At 64.6% G+C, this 22001-nt stretch carries 24 protein-coding genes; 8 read left to right on the forward strand and 16 right to left on the reverse strand.

Annotated elements, in window-relative coordinates; genetic code table 11:
- Positions 1-2: 2 nt before the first annotated feature.
- Positions 3-827 (reverse strand): tetratricopeptide repeat protein, encoded by an 825-nt coding sequence (locus tag V1280_RS07355; protein WP_334521058.1) that lies wholly within the window; start codon positions 825-827, stop codon positions 3-5.
- Complete coding sequence (ilvD, locus tag V1280_RS07360) at positions 814-2538, reverse strand: dihydroxy-acid dehydratase (RefSeq protein ID WP_334521061.1); 1725 nt, start codon at positions 2536-2538, stop codon at positions 814-816. The genes V1280_RS07355 and ilvD overlap by 14 nt, the downstream gene beginning before the upstream one ends.
- A gap of 431 nt (positions 2539-2969) precedes the next feature.
- Here ilvD and V1280_RS07365 point away from each other — a divergent pair, with 431 nt between their 5' ends.
- The gene (locus V1280_RS07365; RefSeq protein WP_258766793.1) at positions 2970-3248 is read left to right on the forward strand and encodes a metal/formaldehyde-sensitive transcriptional repressor; all 279 of its coding nucleotides are present in this window, start codon (positions 2970-2972) and stop codon (positions 3246-3248) included.
- Positions 3249-3253: 5 nt separating this feature from the next.
- Positions 3254-4321: a nickel/cobalt efflux transporter gene (locus V1280_RS07370; RefSeq protein ID WP_334521066.1), complete on the forward strand. Its 1068-nt coding sequence runs from the start codon at positions 3254-3256 to the stop codon at positions 4319-4321.
- A gap of 64 nt (positions 4322-4385) precedes the next feature.
- On the opposite strand, the gene V1280_RS07375 is transcribed toward V1280_RS07370, so the two are convergent.
- From V1280_RS07375 to V1280_RS07420, 10 genes are all read right to left on the reverse strand, one after another.
- The gene (locus V1280_RS07375) at positions 4386-5177 is read right to left on the reverse strand and encodes a CbtA family protein (protein WP_334521069.1); all 792 of its coding nucleotides are present in this window, start codon (positions 5175-5177) and stop codon (positions 4386-4388) included.
- A gap of 10 nt (positions 5178-5187) precedes the next feature.
- Complete coding sequence (locus V1280_RS07380; RefSeq protein WP_334521072.1) at positions 5188-5397, reverse strand: CbtB domain-containing protein; 210 nt, start codon at positions 5395-5397, stop codon at positions 5188-5190.
- Between the two features lie 3 nt (positions 5398-5400).
- Positions 5401-5691 carry a hypothetical protein gene (locus V1280_RS07385; RefSeq protein ID WP_334521075.1) on the reverse strand — a complete coding sequence of 97 codons (291 nt, stop codon included), beginning with the start codon at positions 5689-5691 and terminating at the stop codon, positions 5401-5403.
- 75 nt (positions 5692-5766) lie between these two features.
- On the reverse strand, positions 5767-5988 hold the full coding sequence (locus V1280_RS07390) for a hypothetical protein (protein WP_334521078.1): 222 nt from the start codon (positions 5986-5988) through the stop codon (positions 5767-5769).
- A 76-nt stretch (positions 5989-6064) separates the two neighbouring features.
- Complete coding sequence (locus V1280_RS07395) at positions 6065-6322, reverse strand: hypothetical protein (protein WP_334521081.1); 258 nt, start codon at positions 6320-6322, stop codon at positions 6065-6067.
- Between the two features lie 86 nt (positions 6323-6408).
- On the reverse strand, positions 6409-6963 hold the full coding sequence (locus V1280_RS07400; RefSeq protein ID WP_334521084.1) for a cytochrome b: 555 nt from the start codon (positions 6961-6963) through the stop codon (positions 6409-6411).
- Positions 6963-7811, reverse strand: coding sequence for a fumarylacetoacetate hydrolase family protein (locus V1280_RS07405; protein ID WP_334521087.1), 849 nt, complete (start codon positions 7809-7811; stop codon positions 6963-6965). The genes V1280_RS07400 and V1280_RS07405 overlap by 1 nt, the downstream gene beginning before the upstream one ends.
- A gap of 96 nt (positions 7812-7907) precedes the next feature.
- The gene (locus V1280_RS07410; protein ID WP_334521090.1) at positions 7908-8120 is read right to left on the reverse strand and encodes a hypothetical protein; all 213 of its coding nucleotides are present in this window, start codon (positions 8118-8120) and stop codon (positions 7908-7910) included.
- Positions 8121-8335: 215 nt separating this feature from the next.
- Positions 8336-8512: a hypothetical protein gene (locus V1280_RS07415; RefSeq protein ID WP_187435144.1), complete on the reverse strand. Its 177-nt coding sequence runs from the start codon at positions 8510-8512 to the stop codon at positions 8336-8338.
- Positions 8513-8615: 103 nt separating this feature from the next.
- Complete coding sequence (locus V1280_RS07420; protein WP_334521101.1) at positions 8616-10352, reverse strand: adenylate/guanylate cyclase domain-containing protein; 1737 nt, start codon at positions 10350-10352, stop codon at positions 8616-8618.
- Between the two features lie 325 nt (positions 10353-10677).
- On the opposite strand from V1280_RS07420, the gene V1280_RS07425 reads away from it, so the two are divergent.
- The gene (locus tag V1280_RS07425) at positions 10678-12855 is read left to right on the forward strand and encodes a lytic transglycosylase domain-containing protein (protein ID WP_334521104.1); all 2178 of its coding nucleotides are present in this window, start codon (positions 10678-10680) and stop codon (positions 12853-12855) included.
- Between the two features lie 83 nt (positions 12856-12938).
- Here V1280_RS07425 and V1280_RS07430 read toward each other — a convergent pair whose 3' ends face one another.
- The 3 genes from V1280_RS07430 to V1280_RS07440 are packed head-to-tail and all read right to left on the reverse strand — an operon-like array spanning position 12939 to position 13868.
- On the reverse strand, positions 12939-13250 hold the full coding sequence (locus V1280_RS07430) for a hypothetical protein (RefSeq protein ID WP_334521107.1): 312 nt from the start codon (positions 13248-13250) through the stop codon (positions 12939-12941).
- 13 nt (positions 13251-13263) lie between these two features.
- Positions 13264-13476, reverse strand: a complete 213-nt coding sequence (locus V1280_RS07435) for a hypothetical protein (protein ID WP_334521110.1) — start codon at positions 13474-13476, stop codon at positions 13264-13266.
- The gene (locus V1280_RS07440; RefSeq protein ID WP_334521113.1) at positions 13473-13868 is read right to left on the reverse strand and encodes a hypothetical protein; all 396 of its coding nucleotides are present in this window, start codon (positions 13866-13868) and stop codon (positions 13473-13475) included. Before V1280_RS07440 ends, V1280_RS07435 begins: the two co-directional genes overlap by 4 nt.
- A 696-nt stretch (positions 13869-14564) precedes the next feature.
- On the opposite strand from V1280_RS07440, the gene V1280_RS07445 reads away from it, so the two are divergent.
- The 5 genes from V1280_RS07445 (at position 14565) to V1280_RS07465 (ending at position 20896) form a co-directional block, all read left to right on the forward strand.
- Positions 14565-16997: a PAS domain S-box protein gene (locus V1280_RS07445; protein WP_334521116.1), complete on the forward strand. Its 2433-nt coding sequence runs from the start codon at positions 14565-14567 to the stop codon at positions 16995-16997.
- Complete coding sequence (locus tag V1280_RS07450) at positions 16994-17647, forward strand: response regulator transcription factor (protein ID WP_334521119.1); 654 nt, start codon at positions 16994-16996, stop codon at positions 17645-17647. Before V1280_RS07445 ends, V1280_RS07450 begins: the two co-directional genes overlap by 4 nt.
- Before the next feature lie 197 nt (positions 17648-17844).
- A complete protein-coding gene (gene istA / locus V1280_RS07455) occupies positions 17845-19383 on the forward strand; it encodes an IS21 family transposase (RefSeq protein WP_334538124.1) in 1539 nt (512 codons plus the stop codon).
- Between the two features lie 11 nt (positions 19384-19394).
- Positions 19395-20138 (forward strand): IS21-like element helper ATPase IstB, encoded by a 744-nt coding sequence (gene istB / locus V1280_RS07460; RefSeq protein WP_334518610.1) that lies wholly within the window; start codon positions 19395-19397, stop codon positions 20136-20138.
- A gap of 371 nt (positions 20139-20509) precedes the next feature.
- On the forward strand, positions 20510-20896 hold the full coding sequence (locus V1280_RS07465; RefSeq protein ID WP_334538225.1) for a response regulator transcription factor: 387 nt from the start codon (positions 20510-20512) through the stop codon (positions 20894-20896).
- A 50-nt stretch (positions 20897-20946) separates the two neighbouring features.
- Here the strand turns inward: V1280_RS07465 and V1280_RS07470 are convergent, their stop codons facing one another.
- On the reverse strand, positions 20947-21918 hold the full coding sequence (locus tag V1280_RS07470; protein WP_334521122.1) for a tripartite tricarboxylate transporter substrate binding protein BugD: 972 nt from the start codon (positions 21916-21918) through the stop codon (positions 20947-20949).
- Positions 21919-22001 lie beyond the last annotated feature (83 nt).

The following is a 22001-nucleotide window of genomic DNA, read 5'->3' on the forward strand; positions in this document are numbered from 1 at the left end:
GATTACTCGCGGCGGCCCTGCACCCACTGTTCCAGCATTTGCAGGCACATGGCGCGGTCGTCATCCGACGCCTTGGCGAAGGCGCGGTTGTAGTTTTCCTTGATCCAGGTCTCGTCGGTGCCGGCGCTGTCACGCGCGAGCGTCAGCCACATCAGGCCGCGCGCGGCCTGCCGCGGCAGGCGGTCGCCGTTGAACAGCATCTGCCCGAGCAGCGCCTGGGCCTCGTGCTGGCCCTTCTGGGCGGCGAGGCCGAGCCAGCGCGCGCCGTAGCGGAAATCCTCGCGCGAAGCGTCCGGCGTCTTCAGATAGAGCCGGGCGAGATCGTACTGGGCATCCGCATTGCCGAAATAGGAGGCGGCATAGGAGAACATCTCCCGCGCCCGGTCCGGATCGGCCTTGATCTTGGAGTTCGGGATGCCGCTCAGATAGTAACGGCCGAGCGCGACGAAGGCATTGGCCACGACCTGCGCCTGCGGCGCCGACGGGCTGTCCTCGGCATGCGCATTCGCGATCCGGGTGAAATAATCGAACGCGCGCACATCGTCCTGGGCCACGCCGTCGCCATTGGCGTACATGCGGCCGAGCTTCCACTGCGCGATCGGGTGACCGCCCTCGGCGGCATATTGCAGAGCGCTGAGCGAGGTTTCCTGGGAAGCGACCGGCGGCGCCGATTTGCGCACCGCGCCTGCAGCACCGGGCAGAGTGGTCACGACCGGGATGGTCGCATCCTTCTGGTTGACCGGCGCGCCGTCGAAGGCGAGCGCCGGCGCGGCCAGCGCGGTAGCCCCCAACACAAACGCAACAATGGTACGCCTAGATGTCCGCATAGCACTGCTTCTCGTGCGCGCCGCCCGGATGGGTCACTGCCCCCCCGACCGCTGGTCCAACCTGTTGGGCATATTTCCAGAGCGCGCCCGTCGTGTGGTTAGTCGCGCGAGCGCTCCATTTGGTTTTGCGCTGGGCGAGTTCGGCGTCGCTCAATTTTACGTTAAGGGTCCCGTTATCGGCGTCGATCTCGATGATGTCGCCGTCCTCGAGCAGCCCGATCGGGCCGCCGATGGCTGCTTCAGGCCCGACATGGCCGATGCAGAAGCCACGGGTGGCGCCGGAGAAGCGTCCGTCGGTGATGAGCGCGATCTTGCCGCCCATGCCCTGGCCGGTCAGCGCAGCGGTGGTCTGGAGCATCTCCCGCATGCCGGGGCCACCCTTGGGGCCCTCGTAGCGGATCACGATGACTTCGCCTTCCTTGTAGGTGCGCTTCTGGACCGCCTCGAACGCATCCTCCTCGCGGTCGAAGCACCTGGCCGGACCGGTAAACTTGAGGTTGGACATTCCCGCGACTTTCACGATCGCACCTTCTGGCGCCAAATTGCCCTTCAGACCGACCACACCGCCCGTGACGGTGATGGGTTTATCTGCCGGGTGCACCACGTCCTGGTGCGGATTCCACTTCACGCTCTTGAGGTTTTCGGCGATCGTTCGACCGGTGACGGTAATGCAGTCACCGTGGAGAAATCCGTTGTCGAGCAGCGTCTTCATCAGAAGCGGTATGCCACCTACTTCAAACATGTCTTTGGCGACATAACGGCCACCCGGCTTCAAATCCGCGACATATGGTGTCTTTTTGAAGATTTCGGCGACGTCGAACAGATCGAACTTGATTCCGGCCTCGTGCGCGATCGCCGGCAGGTGCAGTGCAGCATTGGTCGAGCCACCCGAGGCGGCAACCACGGCGGCCGCATTCTCCAGCGCCTTCCGGGTGACGATGTCGCGCGGCCGGAGATTGGACGCGATCAGCTCCATCACCTTCTCGCCCGCGGTCATGCAGAAGGCGTCGCGGATTTCATACGGTGCAGGAGCACCGGCCGAGTAAGGCAACGCCAGGCCGATCGCCTCGGAGACGGTCGCCATGGTGTTGGCGGTGAACTGCGCGCCGCAGGCGCCCGCCGAGGGACACGCCACACGCTCGATCTCGTCGAGGTCCTCGTCCGACATGGCACCAACCGAGTGCTTGCCGACGGCCTCGAACATGTCCTGCACGGTGACCTGCTGCCCGCGGAAATTGCCGGGCAGGATCGAGCCGCCGTAGATGAAGATCGAGGGCACGTTGAGGCGAACCATCGCCATCATCATGCCCGGCAGCGACTTGTCGCAGCCGGCAAGCCCCACCAGCGCGTCATAGGCGTGGCCGCGCACGGTCAACTCGACGGAATCGGCGATGCATTCGCGCGACGGCAGCGAGGAGCGCATGCCGTCATGGCCCATGGCGATGCCGTCGGTGACGGTGATGGTGCAGAATTCGCGCGGCGTGCCGCCGGCGGACGCCACGCCCTTCTTCACCGCCTGCGCCTGGCGCATCAGGGAGATGTTGCAGGGGGCGGCCTCGTTCCAGCACGAGGCGACGCCGACGAAGGGCTGGTGGATCTGCTCGGTGGTCAGACCCATGGCGTAGAAGTAGGACCGGTGGGGCGCGCGTGCAGGGCCTTCCGTCACATGACGGCTCGGCAGCCTCTGCTTGATGTTGGTCTTGGCGTCCATCGCGACCAGTTTCCTTGGTCCAGTTTCCTTGGCTAACCCTTGTCAGACCCGGAACATCAGACCCAAGATTTGAATCGACCTTGGGATTTCCTGCCGCCTGCAAGGGACCAGCCCAGCCCCTGAAAACATTAGAGTGATTTTATTCATGTTCGGGTGTGGCCAAAAAGCGGCGCCGATGCGAACGGACTGCGATAACGGTCAAATCGCACGGGAATGTTGCCTGAAGAGCACAAAAGTGGCCCGGAGGACACGGAAAAGCCTACAGTGTTACCCTCGCCGGATGGGTCATCCACAACTGGAGCTTTTTGAGCACGCGAGGTGCGCCCCAACTCTGGGGCGATGGCGATTGGACAGCGACTGAGTCGCCTTCAATATCTCCCTTGCTGGCAACGCCGATTGACTCATATAGGGTACCCCCCTATCTTACCGACATGTCACACACGATCAAGCACAAGTCGAAGCTCATCGGCCGGGTCCGACGTATCAAGGGCCAGCTCGAAGCCGTTGAACGCGCGCTGGAGTCGGAGATCGGCTGCGCCGATGTGTTGATGCTGGTGGCGTCGGTGAAAGGCGCGATCAGCGGTCTCACCACCGAGCTGTTGGAAGACCACATCCGCCATCATGTCGTGGATCCCGCGTACGAAAAGGATCCGGAGAAGGCCAAGGGCGCCGCCGACCTCATCGACGTCGTCCGAACCTATTTGAAGTGAACGAAATGACCGACCTGTCTCACCTGCTCCAACAGAGCAGCGCGCACGCATGGCTGTTCGTGCCCAGCGCCATCCTGCTCGGCGCCCTGCATGGTCTCGAGCCCGGCCATTCCAAGACCATGATGGCTGCGTTCATTATCGCCGTGAGGGGCACCGTGCTCCAGGCCGTGCTGCTCGGCCTGTCGGCGACCATCTCCCATACCGCGATCGTCTGGGCGATCGCGCTCGCGGGGTTGTATTTCGGCCAGGAATTGTCCGGCGAACGCAGCGAGGCCTATCTGCAAATGGCGTCTGCCGTCATCATCATCGGCATCGCCGGCTGGATGGTCTGGCGCACCTGGCGGGAGCAAAACGATGGGCACGAGCACGACCATCATCACCACGACGAGCCGCAATCCATCGCGCTGGCCGGCCGGCCACTCTTGCTGGAGGTCTTTGAGGACGGTGTACTGCCGCGCTGGCGGATCCGCAGTGAGAACGGCGCGCTGCCCGCCGCCGGCGACATCCAGGTGACCACGATCCGAGAGGACGGTTCGGAGCAGACCTTCGCGTTCGCCACCCGGGACGGATACCTCGAAAGCACCGATGAGATTCCCGAACCGCATGCATTCAAGGCGCGCGTCGCGCTCGCCGGCGACTCCACCGAGCTTCTGTTTGAGGAACATCATCACGATCACATGGATCTCGGCGACGAGGACGACGCGCACGCGCGCGCCCATGCCGCCGACATCCGCAGGCGCTTTGCGGGGCGCACCGTGACGACGGCGCAGATCGTGCTGTTCGGCTTCACCGGCGGACTGATCCCCTGCCCCGCCGCGATCACGGTGTTGCTGCTTTGCATTCAGCTCAAACAGTTCAGCCTCGGATTTGTCCTGGTGCTGTCCTTCGGCATCGGGCTCGCGATCACGATGGTGTCGGCCGGCGTTCTCGCCGCGCTCAGCCTGCGGCACGTCGAACGACACTGGGGCGGCTTCAGCCGCTACGCCCACCGCGCGCCCTACGTCTCGGCGGCCCTGATCGTCCTCGTCGGCCTCTACACGGGGTGGACGGGTTTGCACGACATCATGTCGTGACGTGCAACTGAGCCGCGATCGCTGCTTCGGCAGTCGGCCCTTGGCAAGTTTGATCGCGTCAGGCCTAAGCGCGTAACTCCGCGCCGCGATCGAAACGCGCAAACACCGCGCTGGTCAGACCACCGAGCAAGGTCCAGAACACCAGGCTCGTCACCGTCACCGCCGTGACGAACTGATGCGTCAGTGACGACGGCACGTTGGTCTCGATGTTGGCGAGCTCCGGCGCGCCGATCAGGTGCGGCAGGGTCAGCAGGATCACGCCGGCGATCGCCGCCGGCACCGAGCGGCCGAAGGCGATCAGAGCGAGCCCGCCGGCCGTGGCCAGCACAGCGGCCAGCCACCAGATCTGGCGCGACAAAAGCGGCGCGGCAGGCACGCCGGGCAGCTCCGGCGGCAGGCCGAGGCCGGGCGCAAGCGTGAAGACGGCAAAGCCCGCCAGCCCCCACAGCAGGCCTTCGTGCCAGGAGACGCTCGCGCCGATGGCGCCGCTGCGCACGGCGAAGAAGCCGGCCAGAAGCAGCGCGAATCCGATCGCGGTCAGGACGTTGGCGGCCGCGGTATAGGCGTTGCGCTCAAAACCGTCGCGCGGCTCCCAGGCTCCGGTGCCATGGTCGTGGTCGCCGGCGCCATGGTCATGGTCGTGGTCAACGTGATCGTGGGCGGCGTGGTCATGCCCGGCTGCCGCCGGCTGCGCGGTGGCCTGAGCGTCATGCTGGTGCGTCTCTGCCGCCTTCTCGAAGACTTCCGCCTTCAGGATCAGGGGGACAGTGCCGAACTGCTGGACGACAGTGACGATGAGACCGACGATGAAACCGGAAATGACCGACGCGAAGACGATCGAGCGAAAAGTGCTCATGCCACCCCGGTTAGTGGCAGGGGAACGCGTTGGAGTGGCGTACGTCGTGGGCCGCGTTGTGGACGACGTCGATGTGGGAGAAGCCGACCATGCCGATGACGAACACGCCGAGCACCATGGCCATCAGAGCCTGCGACAGCCGTCCCACCTGCCCGGCGGCGACCGGAAGCGTGACTTGCGCGTTCGCGAGCTGGGCGGTCGTGAGCTGAGACGGGCTCATGGTCTATTCTCCATTGGCGATTTGCGCGTCTTCTAGCAGCTTCCGGGCGACGTCGCGACTGGTAAGATGCAGGCTCGTCCCCGGCAAAATGCTCTTGCGGGCGATCTTGGCACCGGCGGCGGCCCGGAAGGCGGCCTCAAAGCGCCGGAAATAGCCGAGGCAGGCGTCCGGCGTGGGCTCGGTGCCGAGCAAGGTCCGGAAGGCGCCCCGGTGCACGGCGCAGATCGCGCCATGGCCGGTGACGGGAAACACCAGCGAGGCGATGTCGTCGCGCCAATGGACCTCGTTGCTCAAGCTGTCGCGCGCCCCGTCGGTAATCTCCCGGCACCGACCCTACCACAGCCATCGACGAATTCCGCCAGCGCGCAATCAGCCCGGCTCCCGCGCCGCTCGCGTCGTAATCGTGGCCCGCTCGCCGGCGTCGACGAGCTGGCCAAGGCCGGTGCGCCCCGTCAGCGCGCAGCGGATGATGTTTTCGGCAACCGACCTGCGGAAGCCGTGATCCTCGCCAACGGCGCGATTGCGGCAGACCCGGTCGAGCGCCAGCTTCATGTTGATCCGTGTGCGGGTATCGAAATGCTCGCTGATCATGCGCCCAGCCTCGATGCGTTATCGCCTCGGCACAGAACGCCCGGGAATCGGCAGGGTTCCAAACGTGCAACGGTGCCTATGTCCGCCCGCGCGGGCGCTGCGCCTGAGCCCACGCCGCCGCCACCTCCTGCGGGGGAATGTCGACGCGCTTGATCGGCAGCAGCTGCCCCGACGCCGAGACGATCGCGGTCTCCTCGCGGCGGCAGCGCGGGCAGACGAAGCGGACCTCGTGCGGCTGCGCCGACCAGCTCGCACGTTTGACATTGGCCGCCATCGGCCAAGCCTCGCAATGCGAGCACGACACCAGAAACCGGCCGGGATCGAGCATGCCCATTCCGTAGGACTCCGTTCCTGCCCGTCTCTTCAATGATTATCTGATGGAAATCGTTCCGGTGGCGGAGCACCGTCAGCAATGGGCCTCTATCGGTTCCCTGTTCGCGGCCACATCCGTGCCAGCGTTCCATCGCGCATCACCAGCACATGCCAGAAGGTCGCCGCGATGTGCAGGGCCACGACGGCGTAGACGACATAGGCCAGCGTGTCGTGCGCGACCTCGCCGGCATGGGCGATCTGCGGACTGTCTGTCAGCAAACGTGGCCAGCTGAACGTCCAGAAGTACTTTAGCGAATAGCCGCCCGCCGAGGAGAACGCATAGCCGGTGAGCGGCATCGCGAACAGGATGAGGTAGAGTGCGACGTGATTGAGCCGCGCCGCGAACCGCACCAGTGCGCCGAATGACGACGGCTCAGGCGGCACCTTGGTCGCTGCGCGCACCATCAGCCGCAGTACCGACAGGAACAGAAGCGTCATGCCGAGCGATTTGTGCACCTCCAGCAGCTCGCGGCGCGGCGAAGTCCCCGGCGGCTGAAGACCGCAATAGAAGCCGATCAGCATGGCGATGATGAAGAGCGCCGCTGTCGCCCAGTGAATCCTGCGCAGCAGCGGCGCATAGGCCGTCGTCTCGTGAGAGGACATCAGGCTTCGTCGGCAATCCCGTTGCGCAGGCAGCCGACCTTGTCGATCTCGACCTCGACGACATCGCCTGCCTTCATCCAGATCGGCGGCGTGCGCCTGGAGCCGACGCCGCCCGGCGTGCCGGTCGCGATGACATCGCCGGGCTCGAGCCGGGTAAACTGCGAACAATATTCGATCTGCCGCGGGATATCGAAGATCATCTGGTCGATGGTGGTGTCCTGCACCACCTCGCCGTTGAGCCGGGTCTGCAAACGCAGCTGGCCGACATCGCCGACCTCGTCGGGCGTGACCAGATACGGGCCGAAGCCGCCGGTTGAGGGAAAATTCTTGCCCGGCGTGAACTGGTGGGTGTGGCGCTGATAGTCGCGCACGCTGCCCTCGTTGTAGCAGGCATAGCCGGCGATATGCCCCCAGGCCTCGCCGCGCGAAATGTAACGGCCGGGCTTTCCGATCACGACGGCGAGCTCGCCCTCGAAGTCGAGCTGGGTCGAGACTCTTGGGCGGATGATGTCAGTGAGATGGCCAGTCTGGCTGTTGGCGAAGCGGCCGAACACCGTGGGATTCTCGACCTCCGTGCGGCCGGTCTCCTTGCGATGGTTCTCGTAGTTCAACCCGATGCAGAGGATCTTGTCCGGGTTCGGGATCACCGGCAGGAAAGCGATCTTCGACAGCGGATGGCGCTTGGCGCCTGCGGCGGACTTGGCCGCCTCGGCCAGGGCGCCTGCTGCGATCGCCGATTTCAGGTCGGGGTAGCGATCCCCGAGAACTGGGCCGAGATCGGCCACGCTGTCGCCCTCCACCAGGCCCCATGAGGCGGCGTTGTCGATCTTGAAGCTTGCGAATTTCATGTGGTGTCCCCTGACCCTGGAACCAGCCTTAGCAGGTCCGAAACGACGGGACGATGGCGGCAGGAGATGGCGCGGTTGCGATCCTTGCAGGCCGCCTCAATGCGCGCCCTTGAGCGTGCAGGAGGTGGTGCAGGTGACGGTATTGCCGTGGTCGCACGACTTGCAGGCGGCAACGCACTGGTTCATGTCGCGGGGATTGTAGGAGCTGTAGTTCCGCAGCGCGCAGAGCGGGGTCGAGCCGGTGACGTCCTGCTCCTGGTTGCAGGCTGCCGTCAGAAGCGCAAACAAGACGACCGCAAACAAACGCATGGGATGTCAACCATCGAACGACCAACGTTCGGGACAATGTCGCATCGCAACCTTGCCCCAGGCATTCCCATCGCAGGGAAACGCACCGCGCCACTCCCCGCTTCCGCTTGAGGATGCGTCTCAATCGTTAAGAACGGATTGCGATCGCGTCCGGTCCGGCAAACGCAGGGATGCCGCGTCGTGCCCCCGCTCCAACTGGAACCCCTCAGGCCATTTCAGGCCGCCGCCTTGGTCGCGATCGCCTGGCGCATGTCCACCGCAAGCTGACGGTACTGCTCCCCGAGCTTCAGGTAGAACTCGCGCTTTTTGCTGTCGGTGGCGAGCTTGGCAATCAGCTCGCATTCGGCGGTGAGCGTTTCAAACCGCTCCAGCCTGTCCTCAAGTTCTGTCATCGGCGTATCCCCATCAAACGCCTCAAGGACAGCTAACCTAAGCCCGGACATTAGGTCACGGCGAACATCGTTATGGGGTAGAAACAATTATTCGCGCGGAAGGCTATTTGCTGTCCATCCGCCACGCACCGTCCCAATCGGCTGCCGGTGGATTGGTCTCGAACTGCGCGATGCGGGCGAGCATCGTACGCGACGGGCCGTCGCCGGGGGCGCTCTCCAGCGCCGCGTTGAACGCGCCGCGTGCGTCGCCGAAGCGGCACGCGCGATAGGCGGCAAGGCCTTCCGCATAGTGCGCGCGCAGGCTCTCCAGCGACGGGAGAAGCGCGCCCGCCCGTCCCATCACTTCGAATACCGGCTGCGGCACGCTCTGGCCGACCACCGCGAGACGATCGATCTCGCGCAATTCGAGCCGCGATCCGATCGCCTCGGCGGTCGCCTCCGAGATCAGGATGCGGGTGCCATAGACCTTGTTCACCGCCTCCAGCCGCGAGGCGAGGTTCACCGCGTCGCCCATCACCGTAAAGCTCATCATCAGCTCGGAGCCGATGCTGCCGGTCAGGACCTCACCGGTGGCGATGCCGATGCGCAGATCGCACGGCACCGGCATGGCGCGAATGCCGAGCAGATCCGGCAACTGCTTCTGCAGTGCGGGCACCTGGTCGGTCATGTCGATGGCGGACAGGCCCGCGAGCAGCGTCTGCTCGTCGTCCTCGACGAACGGCGGGCCCCAATAGGACATGATGGCATCGCCGATATATTTGTCGATCACGCCCCGGTTGTTCCGGATCGGAGCGGACATCACCGTGAAATAGTGGTTCATCACCTTGACGAGGCCGCGCGGGGTCATGCCCTCGCTCATCGAGGTGAAGCCGCTCATGTCAGAGAACATGATGGTCATCACCCGGCGCTGGCCGTCGATGGCGATCTCCGGCCGGTCGATCAGCCCCTGCACCACCTTGGGATCGATATAGCGGCCGAACGTTTCACGGATGCGCTCGTTGTGGCGCAGTTGCTCGATCATGCGGTTGAAGGCGGCGGCGAGCTCGCCGATCTCGTCCTGGGTCGAGACCGTGATGGTCTTGTCGAAGCGGCCGGCCTCGACTTCACGGGTGCCGGCGAGCAGCAGCCGCACCGGGCGGGTGATGCCGCTGGACACCAGCAGCGCAAAGGCAAATCCGACGATGGCCGCAAGCAGCGTCACGATGCCGGAGATGATGATCGCCTGCCGCTGGTGGCCGATCACCGTCGACGTGCTCGCAAAAACCTGCTTGAGCATGTCGGCGCGGATCGCATCGATCCTCTGGTTGAACTGATCGCGCAGGGCGTCGAGATGCTCAAGCGTACCGCGCGCCTCCGGCATCTGCTTGGCATCGATCTGCTTGAGGAGCTTTGCGTGATCCTCCTTCATGCCGAGGCGCAGCTCGGAGACGGCGGTCTCGATGCGGGTGTCGATCCGCGCCAGCGTGGCATTGTCCGACGGCGTTCTGGTATCCTCGATGATCGCATTGATCAGCTTGCGCGCGGCCGAGGTCTCTTCCTCGATCTTCCGGTCAGCCTCCTCGAACTCGTGAAGGCGCGCCGCATAGGCCTCCTCGTCCGGGGCTTCCTGCATCTTCATCATAACCATCCGCCGCAGCGCGACCGATCGCTCCAGCGAGCGGATATTGGCGCGCGCCAGATCGCCATAGGCCGGGATGTAGCGATCCGTCAGCTCGTCCAGGAGGACACCGACCTGACTCGACATCACCATCGACAGGATCGAGGTGACCAGCATCAGGACGATCAATCCGAGGGCGATGCCGACGATCTTGCGCCGGATCGACTGGTTGAAAAGCGGCATGAGGTGCGGGCAAAGGGCTGAAAGAAGGTCCGGGGGAACTCAATACACCGGATTTTGGCCCGGGAACACGCGCAATCGGGCCTTCGTGACGCCAAGAGCCGCCTGCGACCGTCGCGCGAGGCCCCTTCGTTAACAAAGGTTAAAAGGCCTTGCTCTATCCCCCGTTGCAGAAGTTCCCGTGCTCCATCCGTATTTTGCCGCATTGTTGCGACAGCGTGAGGAATGCGAAACGATGCTGTGTCACCGTTCTTGAACTCGATCTGATTCTCGAACCGCATACGATCGCGGATTTTGGTTTGTACTGGTTTCGCAGGGGGACCACGGAATGAACCAGTGCCTACGCTCGCTCGCGTGTGTCGTTGCCATGGCCGCACTGGCGCTCGTTCCGACGGAGCTGGCAGCGAAAAGCAAATCATCAGCGCCGAAGAAGACGCATGAAGCGAAAGCGGGCAAGCAGCGGCATGCTGCGGCCGGCAAACACGGCAAACACGCCGAGGCCAAGCGCAGATCGAAGAAGCAGGACGACGAGCCCGCGGACAAGCTCGCGCCGCCGCCGCTGACCGGCGACCTCGCCGCACTGAAGGACGCGATCGACCTCGCGCGCAAGGGCAAGACCGATGATGCGAGCGCGGCCCGCGACCGCATTGCCGATCCCGCCGGACAAAAGCTCGCCGACTGGTTCATGCTGCGCCATTCCGAGAGCACGGCGAATTTCGAGCGCTACGCCGCCTTCCTCGCCGCCAATCCGGATTGGCCGAGCGCCGCGCAGCTGCGCCGGCGCGCAGAGGCGCGGCTGTGGCAGGAGAAGAGCGACGCGGCCACCGTGCACGCCTTCACGATGGACCGGCCGACCAGCGCCAAGGGCAATTTCGCGCTCGCCCGCGTGCTGCTCGCCGAAGGCGACAGCGACAGGGCCGCGCGTCTGGTGCGCGAGGCCTGGCGCTCGGACGAATTGTCCGAGCGCAGCGAGGCGGATTCCTATGAGGCCTTCCGCGATCTCCTGACCGCTGAGGATCATCGCGCCCGCATGGACAAGCGCCTCGGCGCCAAGGACTACGCCGGGGCAAGGCGTGCGGCCAAGCGGCTCGGCGAAGACTCGCTCGCGATCGTCAAGGCCTGCGCCGCGGTCAACGGCAAGGAGAACAAGGCCAAGGATTATCTCGACGACGTGTCGTCCGATGCGCGCCGCGACCTCGGCCATGTCCTCTGCCGCGTCCAATGGCATCTCCAGAAGGACCGCATCGACGATGCCGCCGAGGTGATCCTCGCTGCGGCACCCGACACCATGGCGGCGCAGGATACGGACGCCTGGTGGCGCGAGCGCCGCCTGCTCGCGCGAAAGCTGCTCGACCAGGGCAAATTCAAGACCGCCTACGACGTGGTGCGCGCGGCCGCGGTGCCGGCGATGGAGGTCTATCGCGTCGACTATCACTTCATGTGCGGCTGGATCGCGCTGCGCTATCTCGACGATCCCAGGACGGCGCTGATGCACTTCGCCTCCGTTGACGAGGGCTCGCCCAATCCGTTCGCGCTATCGCGCGCTCATTACTGGCGCGGGCGCGCGGCCGAAGCCATGGGAGCCACAGCCGATGCACGGATGAGCTACAAGGCCGCCGCGAGCTATCCGACCGCCTATTACGGCCAGCTCGCCCGAGCACGGCTCGGCCTCGAGGGAATCGAGCTGCGCGCGCCCTCGCCCGTACTGGCCTCCGCCGACACGCCCGCCGCGGACGAACGCGTGCGCGCCGCCGACATGCTGTACGGCATCGGCGAGCGCGACATGGTGTATTACTACGCCGAGGATTTCGCCAAGGAGAGCACCGACGTCGCGGCGCTCGAAGCACTCGGCGAGCTCGCAGGCCGGCGCAACGACGCACGCGTCATGCTGGAGGTCGGCAAGTCGGCGCTGGCACGAGGGCTGGCACTCGACCATTACGCCTTCCCGACCATCGGCATTCCCGAGCACAAGCAGGTCGCGCCCGCGATTGAGACCAGCGTTATCTATTCCGTGGCGCGCACCGAGAGTTCGTTCGACCAGCGCGACAAGTCGGCCGCGAACGCCGTCGGCCTGATGCAGGTGACGCCAGAGGCCGGCCGCGACACCGCAAAACGCTTCGGCCTGACCTATGACTGGGACAGAATGGTCTCCGATCCCGTCTACAACACCCAGATGGGCGCGGCCGAGCTCAGCGCGCTGCTGTCGGAATATCGCGGCAGCCAGATCATGACCTTCGCCGGCTACAATGCCGGCCGTGGCCGGGTGCGCGAATGGGTGCAGGCGCACGGAGACCCCAGAGACCCCAAGATCGATCCGGTCGACTGGGTCGAGCGCATCCCGCTGTCGGAGACGCGCAACTACGTCCAGCGGGTGATGGAGAACGTGCTGGTGTACCGCGCCCGCTTCGAGGGCGGCGGCGTGGTGGCCGGCAAGGACATCCAGCGTGTCACGGCACAAGACGTGAGTGCGGCTCCGACGGCATCGGCCGCAGCCCCCTCGCCCTAGGCCCGCACCGCCGGGGCTGGAACGCGGCGCGAGGCTGGACGGGTGACTGCGGCCGACGGCTCTGCGCGGTCGGCATCGTGGGGTTAGCCGTCACCTCCTTCCGTGGTCAGAAGGTCGTATGCGCGCAGATAGGCCTCGGTCAGCGAGCGCGAGTGTGCGCTCATCTGCATCATCAAGCTCCAGGCCGAAATCGCCGAGAGCACCGTGATCGTCTCGAGCGAACTGCCGTAGAGCCGGAATATCCCCATGGTCGTCTGCTGCCGGTAGCAGTCATAGTCGCAGTACCGCGCTTGCAGGGATGCGTGCCGGAGGTAACTCGCGCCCAGCGGCCGGGCGCAGGCGCTACAGGCAGCGCCGAGGCGAGGTGTTTCCTGATTGACGAGCATGAATCTCAACGTCGTGTCCTCTCTAGCCGCCTCGACCGGTTCGCCTCAATGACGCCGCACGCACACGCTCCCCGATCGGCACCAACGCTTCGTGATGAAGCGCGTAGCACTCGTGGTCGCAGTAGGGCAGCAGCGTTCGAACGTCGCGCAAATAGCCGCCGCTGATCTCCTCGCAACACCACAGGCAGAACGTCTTGCGGAAAGGGGTCCTGCCGTTCACCAATATGAACCTCACGTGGCACCTCCCAGCGCGAAGCAATAGACAGTATCGACCAGGGAAGCGGATGGCGGCGGCGCGCACAGATGGTTGCGGCCGTCGGGATTGTCCCTGTTTCGCTCGACTTTCTGGACCGGGATCAGGATGTATTTCCCGTCCTCCCGGCGCCGCGCGTAAATCTTGCCGTCGACGTAGCGGATCTCGGTCGGGTAGCAATCCGCGCTGTTGCAGCAGCTCAGCACCGGATTGTCGGGCATGTGCCAGCTCGAATAAAACTTCTCGTGCAGAAGCTCGTCCTGAGGCGGATGGTGACGATGTGCAGCATCCTGTCCAGCCTCCTCGGCCTTCACGCCCGTCAGCAGGGGAAGCGGCAGCGCGATCGCCAGGAGGAGCTTGCCAACACGGTTCAACTCGCAGCCTCCTCGTTCGAAAATTTCCTGGTGAAGCGGTCCCTGCTGCTGGTGCTCACGCCGTCTGAAATCGGAACAGCCAGCGACGGTCGCGCTCACGGCGCGCTCTGAAATGGTCGAGACATTTCTTCGAGCAGAGCGGCGTTCGCCAGGAATAGTATCGGATCAAGCCAAACCTCCCGGCACAGACAGCACAGCCGTTTGCGTCAGGACGGCGCTCGGAGTGTTCGGGCCTATCGCACATCATCCTCTCCTCTTGGCGTCTCGTGGGTCCTCGTGCACCGAGGCACGGTCACCACGCTCGTCACGGAAAATGCGGCTTCTCAATCGCGACCTGCCAATTCATCCGGCAGGTCAGAGTGGCGGAGGCAGAACTCGGCTCGTTGGGTGCAACACACCGAGCCTCCCGGCAATTTGTGCTCCGCAATCGACTCCTCTCGATTGGACTTACCCTAGGCCGCGTGCAGCGGATCGCTCAATTGTACGGAGGTAAATGCGCGCTAGATCTAGGGATGCGCGAGCTATACCTAGGTTTGTCCCGTAGTTTTCCGGACCTGCGCAACGAGACGGCGCAAGGTGCGCAAGCTGCACGGCGACCGCGAGTTTGCGCAGAGTCCGACTTTGGCCGGAGGGAATTGCCCCTGTTGTGTCAAAGTGCTCTACTCGCATTGCCTCCAGCGCGCCGGGACGGCTGCGATGATGTCTGGCCAGATCGCGAAATTTGGGAATTCGGCCGCACAATTCCTGCTCGGCGGCCTTGCGGCGCTTCGATCATTCGGCAACGGCGCGAAGGACAAGCCTGCGCTCGGAGAAGGCTCGCGGCAAGACATCGATCTGCGCGAAGTAGTGAAGCAATGGCGCGAGGTGTTCGAGCACAATCCGGTCATGTACTTCATGGTCGACCCGGCCGGAACGGTGCTCAACGTGAATACGTTTGGCGCCGCACAACTGGGCTATGCGACGCCCGAACTGATCGGCCAATCCGTGCTGAACGTCTTCTTCGAGGAAGACCACGCCTCCGTCCGCCGCTGCATCGCGTTGTGCCTGGAGACAGTGGACCAGCCGCACACCTGGGAGATTCGCAAGATCCGGAAGGATGGCTCGGTCCTCTGGGTCCGTGAAAACGCCAAGGCCATGTTGCGCGGCGACGGTACGCCCATGGTGCTGGTCGCCTGCGAGAACATCACCCAGCGCAAGGAGGCGGAGGACGCGCTGCGGCAAAGCGAGGCCTACCTCGCCCACGCGCAGGAACTGAGCCACACCGGCAGCTTCGGCCTTTGCCTCGCGACGGGCGAGGCCGTCTGGTCAAGGGAGACCTTTCGCATCTTCCAATGTGACCCGGCGACGAAGCCGACCCTTAACTTCGTCTTTCAGCGCATCCATCCGGAAGATCGCGACAGGGTCAGAAGGACCCTTGATCGGGCTTCCATCGAAGAGGAAAATCTCGACCACGAATATCGCCTGCTGATGCCGGATGGATCGGTCAAATATCTCCATTCCGTGGCGCGCGCGGTGCGACACGCTTCCGGACGCATCGAATTTGTCGGGGCCATCACCGATGTCACCGTTGCAAAGGAGGCGGAAGAGAGGCTGCGTCGCAGCGAGGCCTATTTGGCCGAAGCCCAGCGCCTCAGCCATACGAGCAGCTGGGCTTGGGACGTGCGTCGTCAGGAGTTCGCCTACAGATCGGCCGAGCTTTACCGCCTGTTCGGATTTGAACCGGACCAGATCGACCTGCCGGCACGGGATTTCCAGCAGCGCATCCTGCCTGAAGACTTTCGACGGATTGTCGAGATGGAACGTCAGGCCGTCCGGCAGCGAGAGCCTTTCCAGATCGACTTTCGGATTGCGCGTCCGGACGGCTCGATCAGACGCGTCCACACCGAGGGGCATCCCGTTATCTGCAGCGACGGCGAGGTGATGGAAATCATCGGTACGCATGTCGACGTCACCGAGCAGTTCGCCGCCAAGGAGGCGCTGCAAAGGGCATTCGACGAGCTCAAGACATCCGAGCAGCGATTCCGCGACTATGCCGAAACCGCATCGGACTGGTTCTGGGAGACCGGGCCGGATCACCGCATCACGCATATATCGGAACATGCCGATACGTCCACCGCTGCGCCGACGGGTCTGATCGGCCTGACGCGTTGGGACATTCCGCCCGATGCCGAGCTCGAGCCCGAGAAGTGGGAGCAGCATCGCCTGGCGCTCGATGCCCATCTTCCGTTCCGCGATTTGGTCTACCGCAGCAGAGATCTCAACGGACATCCAATCTATGTGCGCACCAGCGGCAAGCCGTTCCATGATGCAAGTGGCAGTTTTCTCGGCTATCGCGGCGTCAGCAGCGACGTGACGGCGGCGATCCGTGCCGAACAGGCCGAAGAGGCGCTGCGCAAGGCGCAGGCCGAGCTCACTCATGTCACGCGCGTGACGATGCTCGGCGAACTCACCGCCTCGATTGCCCATGAAATCACCCAGCCTCTTGCCGCCGTGATCTCCAATGCGGACGCCTGCATCGGCTGGCTGGGCCGCGAGCCTGCCGATCTGACGGCTGCACGCCGTTCCGCGGAATGGATCGTCGAGGACGCCAACCGGGCCAGCGAGGTGATCCGCCGGATCAGGGCGCTGGCGAAGAAGACCGAGATCGAGGTGATTCCGCTCGACCTCAACCAAGTCGTCAGGGAGGCCGTGGCGCTCGTTCGGCGCGAGCTCGCCACCAATGCCGTATCGGTGCGAATGGAGTTGGCGTCCGACCTGCCCAGGATTTGCGGCGACCGGATCCAGCTCCAGCAGGTCCTGATCAATCTGCTGATGAACGGAATCGAGGCCATGCAGGCCAATATCGATCGCCCGCGTGAGCTGGCGATCCGCTCCAGCCATGCGGACGACGACGGCGATCGCCGCCTGCTCCTCACCGTGACGGATCGCGGCGTCGGCCTCGGCAAGGACGTGACGGATCGGATCTTCACGCCCTTCTTCACCACGAAATCGGGCGGCCTGGGCATGGGCCTCTCGATCTGCCGATCAATCATCGAGGCTCACGCAGGACGGCTTTCGGCCTTCCCCAATGAAGGGAGCGGAGCAACATTCCAGATCGCCCTGCCCTTGCCGTACAAGGACGCGTCGTGACTGATCAGGCCAAGCAAGCGCAGGCGAATGCCGATGAACCGATCGTTCGGATCGTCGATGACGATCCGTCGATGCGTCGCGCGCTCACCAATCTCTTTCAATCGGTTGGTCTCAAGGTCGAAGCCTTCGGCTCAGCGGCGGAGATCATGGACGCCAAGCCGCCGGCGGTCCCCAGTTGCCTTGTGCTCGACATTCGCCTGCCGGGCTCGAGCGGCTTCGACCTTCAGGCCGACCTCGCCAAGGCCAACATTCATACGCCCATCATCTTCATCACCGGTCATGGCGATATTCCCATGACCGTCAGGGCCATGAAGAGCGGCGCCGTCGATTTTCTGACCAAGCCGGTACGCGACCAGGACATGCTGGATGCGGTGCAGGCTGCGCTCGAACGGGACCGCAAACGGCGCGACGCCGAGAAGTCGGTCTCAGGCGTGCGATCTCGCTTCGAGAGCCTGAGCACGCGCCAGCGCGACGTCCTCAGCCTGGTCGCGTCCGGCCTGATGAACAAGCAGGTCGCCGCCGAGCTTGGATTGGCCGAGATCACCGTCAAGATCTATCGCGGGCAGATCATGCGGAAAATGGGCGCCAAGTCATTGGCCGATCTCGTCAGAATGACCGACGCGCTCGGAATCCCACGCACACGGTGCTGATTCCGCTCGATGTCGCCCACCTTTCCGGAATGATCTCGCCCACCGTTCCGATTTGATGTCGCCCACCATTCCGAGATGATCTCGCCCACCATTCCGGGATGATGTCGCCCGGGGTGACGAGGCCTCTTCTGGCTCCGATACGGTCCCGCCTTTCGGCTTTGCGAAGGGGGACCTGGATGCCGACGGAGAGGCTTGCGATGCGCCACGTGCGCGAAGTGATCAGATTGAAGTCGGCTGGGATGCCGACCCGCGAGATTGCGCGGCGGTTGGGGACGGCGCCTTCGACGGTGCGGTTGACGATCCGCCGGTTCGAGGCGGCGGGGCTGACCTGGCCGTTGCCAGACGACGTCACCGACACGGTGCTGGAGGCCCGGCTGTTCGCCAGCGCCGGAGCCGGTCCGGGCACCCGGCGGGGCCATCGGCGGCAGGCCGAGCCGGACTGGGCGGCGGTGCATCGCGAGCTCAAGCGCAAGCACGTGACGCTGTCGATTGTGTGGGAGGAGTACATCGCGGGCGAACCCGGCGGGTATCGCTATTCGCGGTTCTGCGAGCTCTACCGGGCCTGGGAAGGCCGGCTGTCGGTGACGATGCGCCAGTCGCATGCGGCCGGCGACAAGCTGTTCGTCGACTATGCCGGCGACGGCGTGCCGGTGGTGATCGACCGGTTCACCGGCGAACGGCGCACCGCGCAGATCTTCGTCGCAGTGCTCGGCGCATCGAGCTTCACCTACGCGCAGGCGACCTGGACGCAGGGCCTCGCCGACTGGATCAGCGGGCACGTCGGCGCCTTCGAGGCGATCGGCGGCGTGCCGGCACTGCTGGTGCCGGACAACACCAAGGTCGCGGTGATCAAGGCCTGCCTCTACGATCCGCAGATCAACCGCAGCTACGCCGATATGGCGGCGCATTACGGCACCGCCATTCTGCCGGCGAGGCCGCGACGGCCACGGGACAAGGCCAAGGTCGAGCAGGCGGTCCTCATGGTCGAGCGCTGGCTGCTCGGACGGCTGCGCCACCGGATCTTCCACAGCCTCGCCGAGGTCAACGCGGCGATCGCCGAGTTAATGACCCGGCTCAACGAGGAGCGGCCGATCCGGCGGCTCGGCGTCACTCGCCGCAAGCTGCTGGAGGAGATCGACCGGCCGGCACTCCAGGCCTTGCCGGAGAGCCCTTACGTGTTCGCTGAGTGGCGGATCTGCCGGGTCAGCATCGATTATCACGTCGAGATCGAGGCGCATTATTACAGCGTTCCGCATCGCTTCGTCCGCGCCGAGGTCGAGGTGCGCTTCACGGCCCGCACCGTCGAGATATTCCACAAGGGTGAGCGGATCGCCGCGCATCAGCGCATGAGCGGCAACCACAAGCACACGACCGTGCCGGAGCACATGGCATCCAGTCATCGGCGCTACGCCGGCTGGACCATCGAGCGCATCCGCAAGGACGCAGCCTCGATCGGGCCGGCGACCGCGGCGCTGTGCGACCTGATCCTCGACGAGCGCGCGCATCCGGAACAGGGCTTCCGCGCCTGTCTCGGCATCATCCGGCTCGCCCGATCCTACGGGCACGAGCGGCTCGATGCCGCCGCCATGCGGGCGATCGATATCGGCGCGCGCACCTACGGCTCGGTCAAATCGATCCTCGCCAACAATCTCGATCGGCGTCCTTCACCCAAGCGCTCCGCGGACGACGCGCCGATCCTTCATCCCAACATCCGCGGGCCGCGCTACTACAATTAGGAGATCTCATCTTGCTTACCCATCCGACCCTCGATCAGCTCCACGCGCTCGGCCTTCACGGCATGGCCAAGGCCTTCGCCGACATCGAAGCCGGCGGCGACGCCGCAAGCCTCGGCCACGCCGAATGGCTCGCGCTCCTGCTCGAACGCGAAGCGTCATTGCGACGCGACAAGCGGCTGTCGAAGCGGCTGCAATACGCCAAGCTGCGCCAGGAGGCCTGCGTCGAAGACATCGACTACCGCACTCCACGCGGCCTCGACCGCAGCCTGCTGACGATGCTGGTCGAAGGCCGCTGGATCGATGACCACGCCAACCTGCTGATCTGCGGGCCCTCCGGCGTCGGCAAAAGCTGGCTCGCCTCAGCGCTCGGCAACAAGGCCTGCCGCGACAATCGCTCCGTGCTCTATCAGCGCGTCCCGCGACTGTTCAGCGATCTGGCCTTGGCGCGCGGTGACGGCCGCCACCCCCGCCTGCTGCGCGCGCTCGGCCGCGTCGATCTCCTCATCCTCGACGACTGGGGCCTCGAGCCGCTCGACGCCGCGGCCCGCCACGACCTCCTGGAGATCCTCGAGGACCGCTACGGCCACCGCTCCACCATCGTCACCAGCCAGCTTCCCGTCGATCAATGGCACGCGCTGATCGGCGACCCCACCTACGCCGACGCCGTTCTCGACCGCCTGGTCCATAACGCCCACCGGATCGATCTCAATGGCGAGAGCCTGCGGCGAACCCGTAAGCCCGGCCGAAAGGCCTGAGCCCGTGGCCCTGTGGACATGCCGCTGCGCTTGGACAACGCGAAGGGCGTTGCCCACATGCCCACAGCAGGAGCAGCAAAAAACAAGTCCTTCGAGCCGCGATTCAAGATTGACCACGCGGCTTCGCCGATGCCAGAAACCAGACAGCCAGAACGCCTCGCGCCCCGGGCGACATCAAATCGGAATGGTGGGCGAGATCATCTCGGAATCCTGGGCGAGATCAAATCGGTACACCCGGGCGAGATCATCGGAATCCGCACACACGGGGAAACCTGCAAACCTAAGTATGCTTTCCAATCTCGCTCCGGGGGCCCATTTTCCGGTGGGCGGCCGTGCCGCGGCCGGTGGCTCCCCAATCAGGAGCGATCATATTGTCAGCGTCTTCAATTATTTCCGTCATTGATGATGATCCGTCCGTTCGCCTTGCGACGAACAACCTCCTGACGTCGCGCGGATACACGGTCTACACCTTTGGCTCCGCTCACGAATTTCTCCAATCCGGCGAACTCGATACGACCTCCTGCGTGATCGCCGATGTGCAGATGGCGGTCATGAGCGGCGTCGATCTGATGATGAATATGCGCGGCCTCGGGCACCTCACACCGTTCATCTTCATGACGGCTTTTCCCGATGAGGCCGTGCGCGCACGCGCGCTGAAGGCCGGCGCGGTCTGCTTTCTCGCCAAACCGTTTTCCACGCCGACCCTGCTTCAATGCCTGGAGACGGCGCTGTCGGCGCCCGGAAAATCCGCGATGTGATGTGGCCGCGCCCTGGCGGCCACCCGCACGCGGAAGACTTAAGCGTTGCGTCACTCCACCGTGATGTTTGCCGCCTTGATGATCGGCCACCATTTGGCGATCTCGGCTTTCTGCCGCGCGCCGAGCGCCTCAGGGGCAAGCTGATCCTGCGGCGTCATCTCCAGGCCCTGGCTTTCGAGCTGCTTCTTCACGCCGGGATCGTTCAGCGCTTCCACGGCGGCCGCATTGAGCTTGGTGACGATCTCCTTCGGTGTGCCCTTCGGCACCCACAGGCCCGACCACAGCGTCATGTTGAAGCCTTTCAGGCCCGCTTCATCCGCCGTCGGGATGTCGGGCGCCGAAGCGAGACGCTTGTCGTCGGTGATGGCGTAGGCGCGGATGATGCCGGCGCGGACCTGGTTGATGGAGTTCGAGGTCTGGTCGACGATGACGTCGATCTGGCCGGCGATCAGATCGTTCAGCGCGGGCGCGGTGCCGCGATACGGCACGTATTGCAGCTTGATGCCGGAGACGCTCTCGAAATAGACGCCGGCGATGTGGCTGCCGGACCCGGCACCGGCGGTGCCGGCGGTTGGCGGCGATGGCCGCGACTTGAGCCAGGCCAGCAGCTCCTTCAGCGAGGTCGCGGGCACCGCGTTCTTGCTGACCACGATCATCGGATTGCTCGGCAGCAGCACCACCGGCTCGAGATCGGCGACGAGATCGTAGTTGAGCTTGTAGACGGCGCCGTTGGCGACGTGGGTGCCGAGATGGCCAAAGGAGATGGTGTAGCCGTCCGGCGGCGAGTGCACGGCACGGCCAACACCGATCGAGCCGCCGGCACCAGTGACGTTCTCGATCACAAACGGTTGGCCGAGCGAAACCCGCATCCGCTCGGCGAGCACGCGCGCCATCGCATCCGACGGGCCCCCGGCTGCGAAGGGAACGATGATGGTGATGGGGTGCGACGGATAATCGTCGGCGCGTGCGATGCCTGCGAGAGCGAGAAGTCCGATCAGTCCGGCCCAGACGGTCTTCTTCATGGTGTTCTCCCCGACGATGTATTTTTGCTCTTGCCCACTTCCCGCGTACGGGAAGTGGGATCGTTCGTGAAGAGACCAAATGA

Origin of the sequence: Bradyrhizobium sp. AZCC 2230 (assembly GCF_036924495.1) — a bacterium.
GTDB classification, from domain to species: domain Bacteria; phylum Pseudomonadota; class Alphaproteobacteria; order Rhizobiales; family Xanthobacteraceae; genus Bradyrhizobium; species Bradyrhizobium rifense.

Bases quoted from the DNA above. Each gene is read 5' to 3' on its own strand.
- V1280_RS07355 (WP_334521058.1), bottom strand. From the start codon at position 827: ATGCGGACATCTAGGCGTACCATTGTTGCGTTTGTGTTGGGGGCTACC.
- ilvD (WP_334521061.1), bottom strand. From the start codon at position 2,538: ATGGACGCCAAGACCAACATCAAGCAGAGGCTGCCGAGCCGTCATGTG.
- V1280_RS07365 (WP_258766793.1), top strand. From the start codon at position 2,970: ATGTCACACACGATCAAGCACAAGTCGAAGCTCATCGGCCGGGTCCGA.
- V1280_RS07370 (WP_334521066.1), top strand. From the start codon at position 3,254: ATGACCGACCTGTCTCACCTGCTCCAACAGAGCAGCGCGCACGCATGG.
- V1280_RS07375 (WP_334521069.1), bottom strand. From the start codon at position 5,177: ATGAGCACTTTTCGCTCGATCGTCTTCGCGTCGGTCATTTCCGGTTTC.
- V1280_RS07380 (WP_334521072.1), bottom strand. From the start codon at position 5,397: ATGAGCCCGTCTCAGCTCACGACCGCCCAGCTCGCGAACGCGCAAGTC.
- V1280_RS07390 (WP_334521078.1), bottom strand. From the start codon at position 5,988: ATGATCAGCGAGCATTTCGATACCCGCACACGGATCAACATGAAGCTG.
- V1280_RS07395 (WP_334521081.1), bottom strand. From the start codon at position 6,322: ATGGGCATGCTCGATCCCGGCCGGTTTCTGGTGTCGTGCTCGCATTGC.
- V1280_RS07400 (WP_334521084.1), bottom strand. From the start codon at position 6,963: ATGTCCTCTCACGAGACGACGGCCTATGCGCCGCTGCTGCGCAGGATT.
- V1280_RS07405 (WP_334521087.1), bottom strand. From the start codon at position 7,811: ATGAAATTCGCAAGCTTCAAGATCGACAACGCCGCCTCATGGGGCCTG.
- V1280_RS07410 (WP_334521090.1), bottom strand. From the start codon at position 8,120: ATGCGTTTGTTTGCGGTCGTCTTGTTTGCGCTTCTGACGGCAGCCTGC.
- V1280_RS07415 (WP_187435144.1), bottom strand. From the start codon at position 8,512: ATGACAGAACTTGAGGACAGGCTGGAGCGGTTTGAAACGCTCACCGCC.
- V1280_RS07420 (WP_334521101.1), bottom strand. From the start codon at position 10,352: ATGCCGCTTTTCAACCAGTCGATCCGGCGCAAGATCGTCGGCATCGCC.
- V1280_RS07425 (WP_334521104.1), top strand. From the start codon at position 10,678: ATGAACCAGTGCCTACGCTCGCTCGCGTGTGTCGTTGCCATGGCCGCA.
- V1280_RS07445 (WP_334521116.1), top strand. From the start codon at position 14,565: ATGATGTCTGGCCAGATCGCGAAATTTGGGAATTCGGCCGCACAATTC.
- istA (WP_334538124.1), top strand. From the start codon at position 17,845: ATGCGCCACGTGCGCGAAGTGATCAGATTGAAGTCGGCTGGGATGCCG.
- V1280_RS07470 (WP_334521122.1), bottom strand. From the start codon at position 21,918: ATGAAGAAGACCGTCTGGGCCGGACTGATCGGACTTCTCGCTCTCGCA.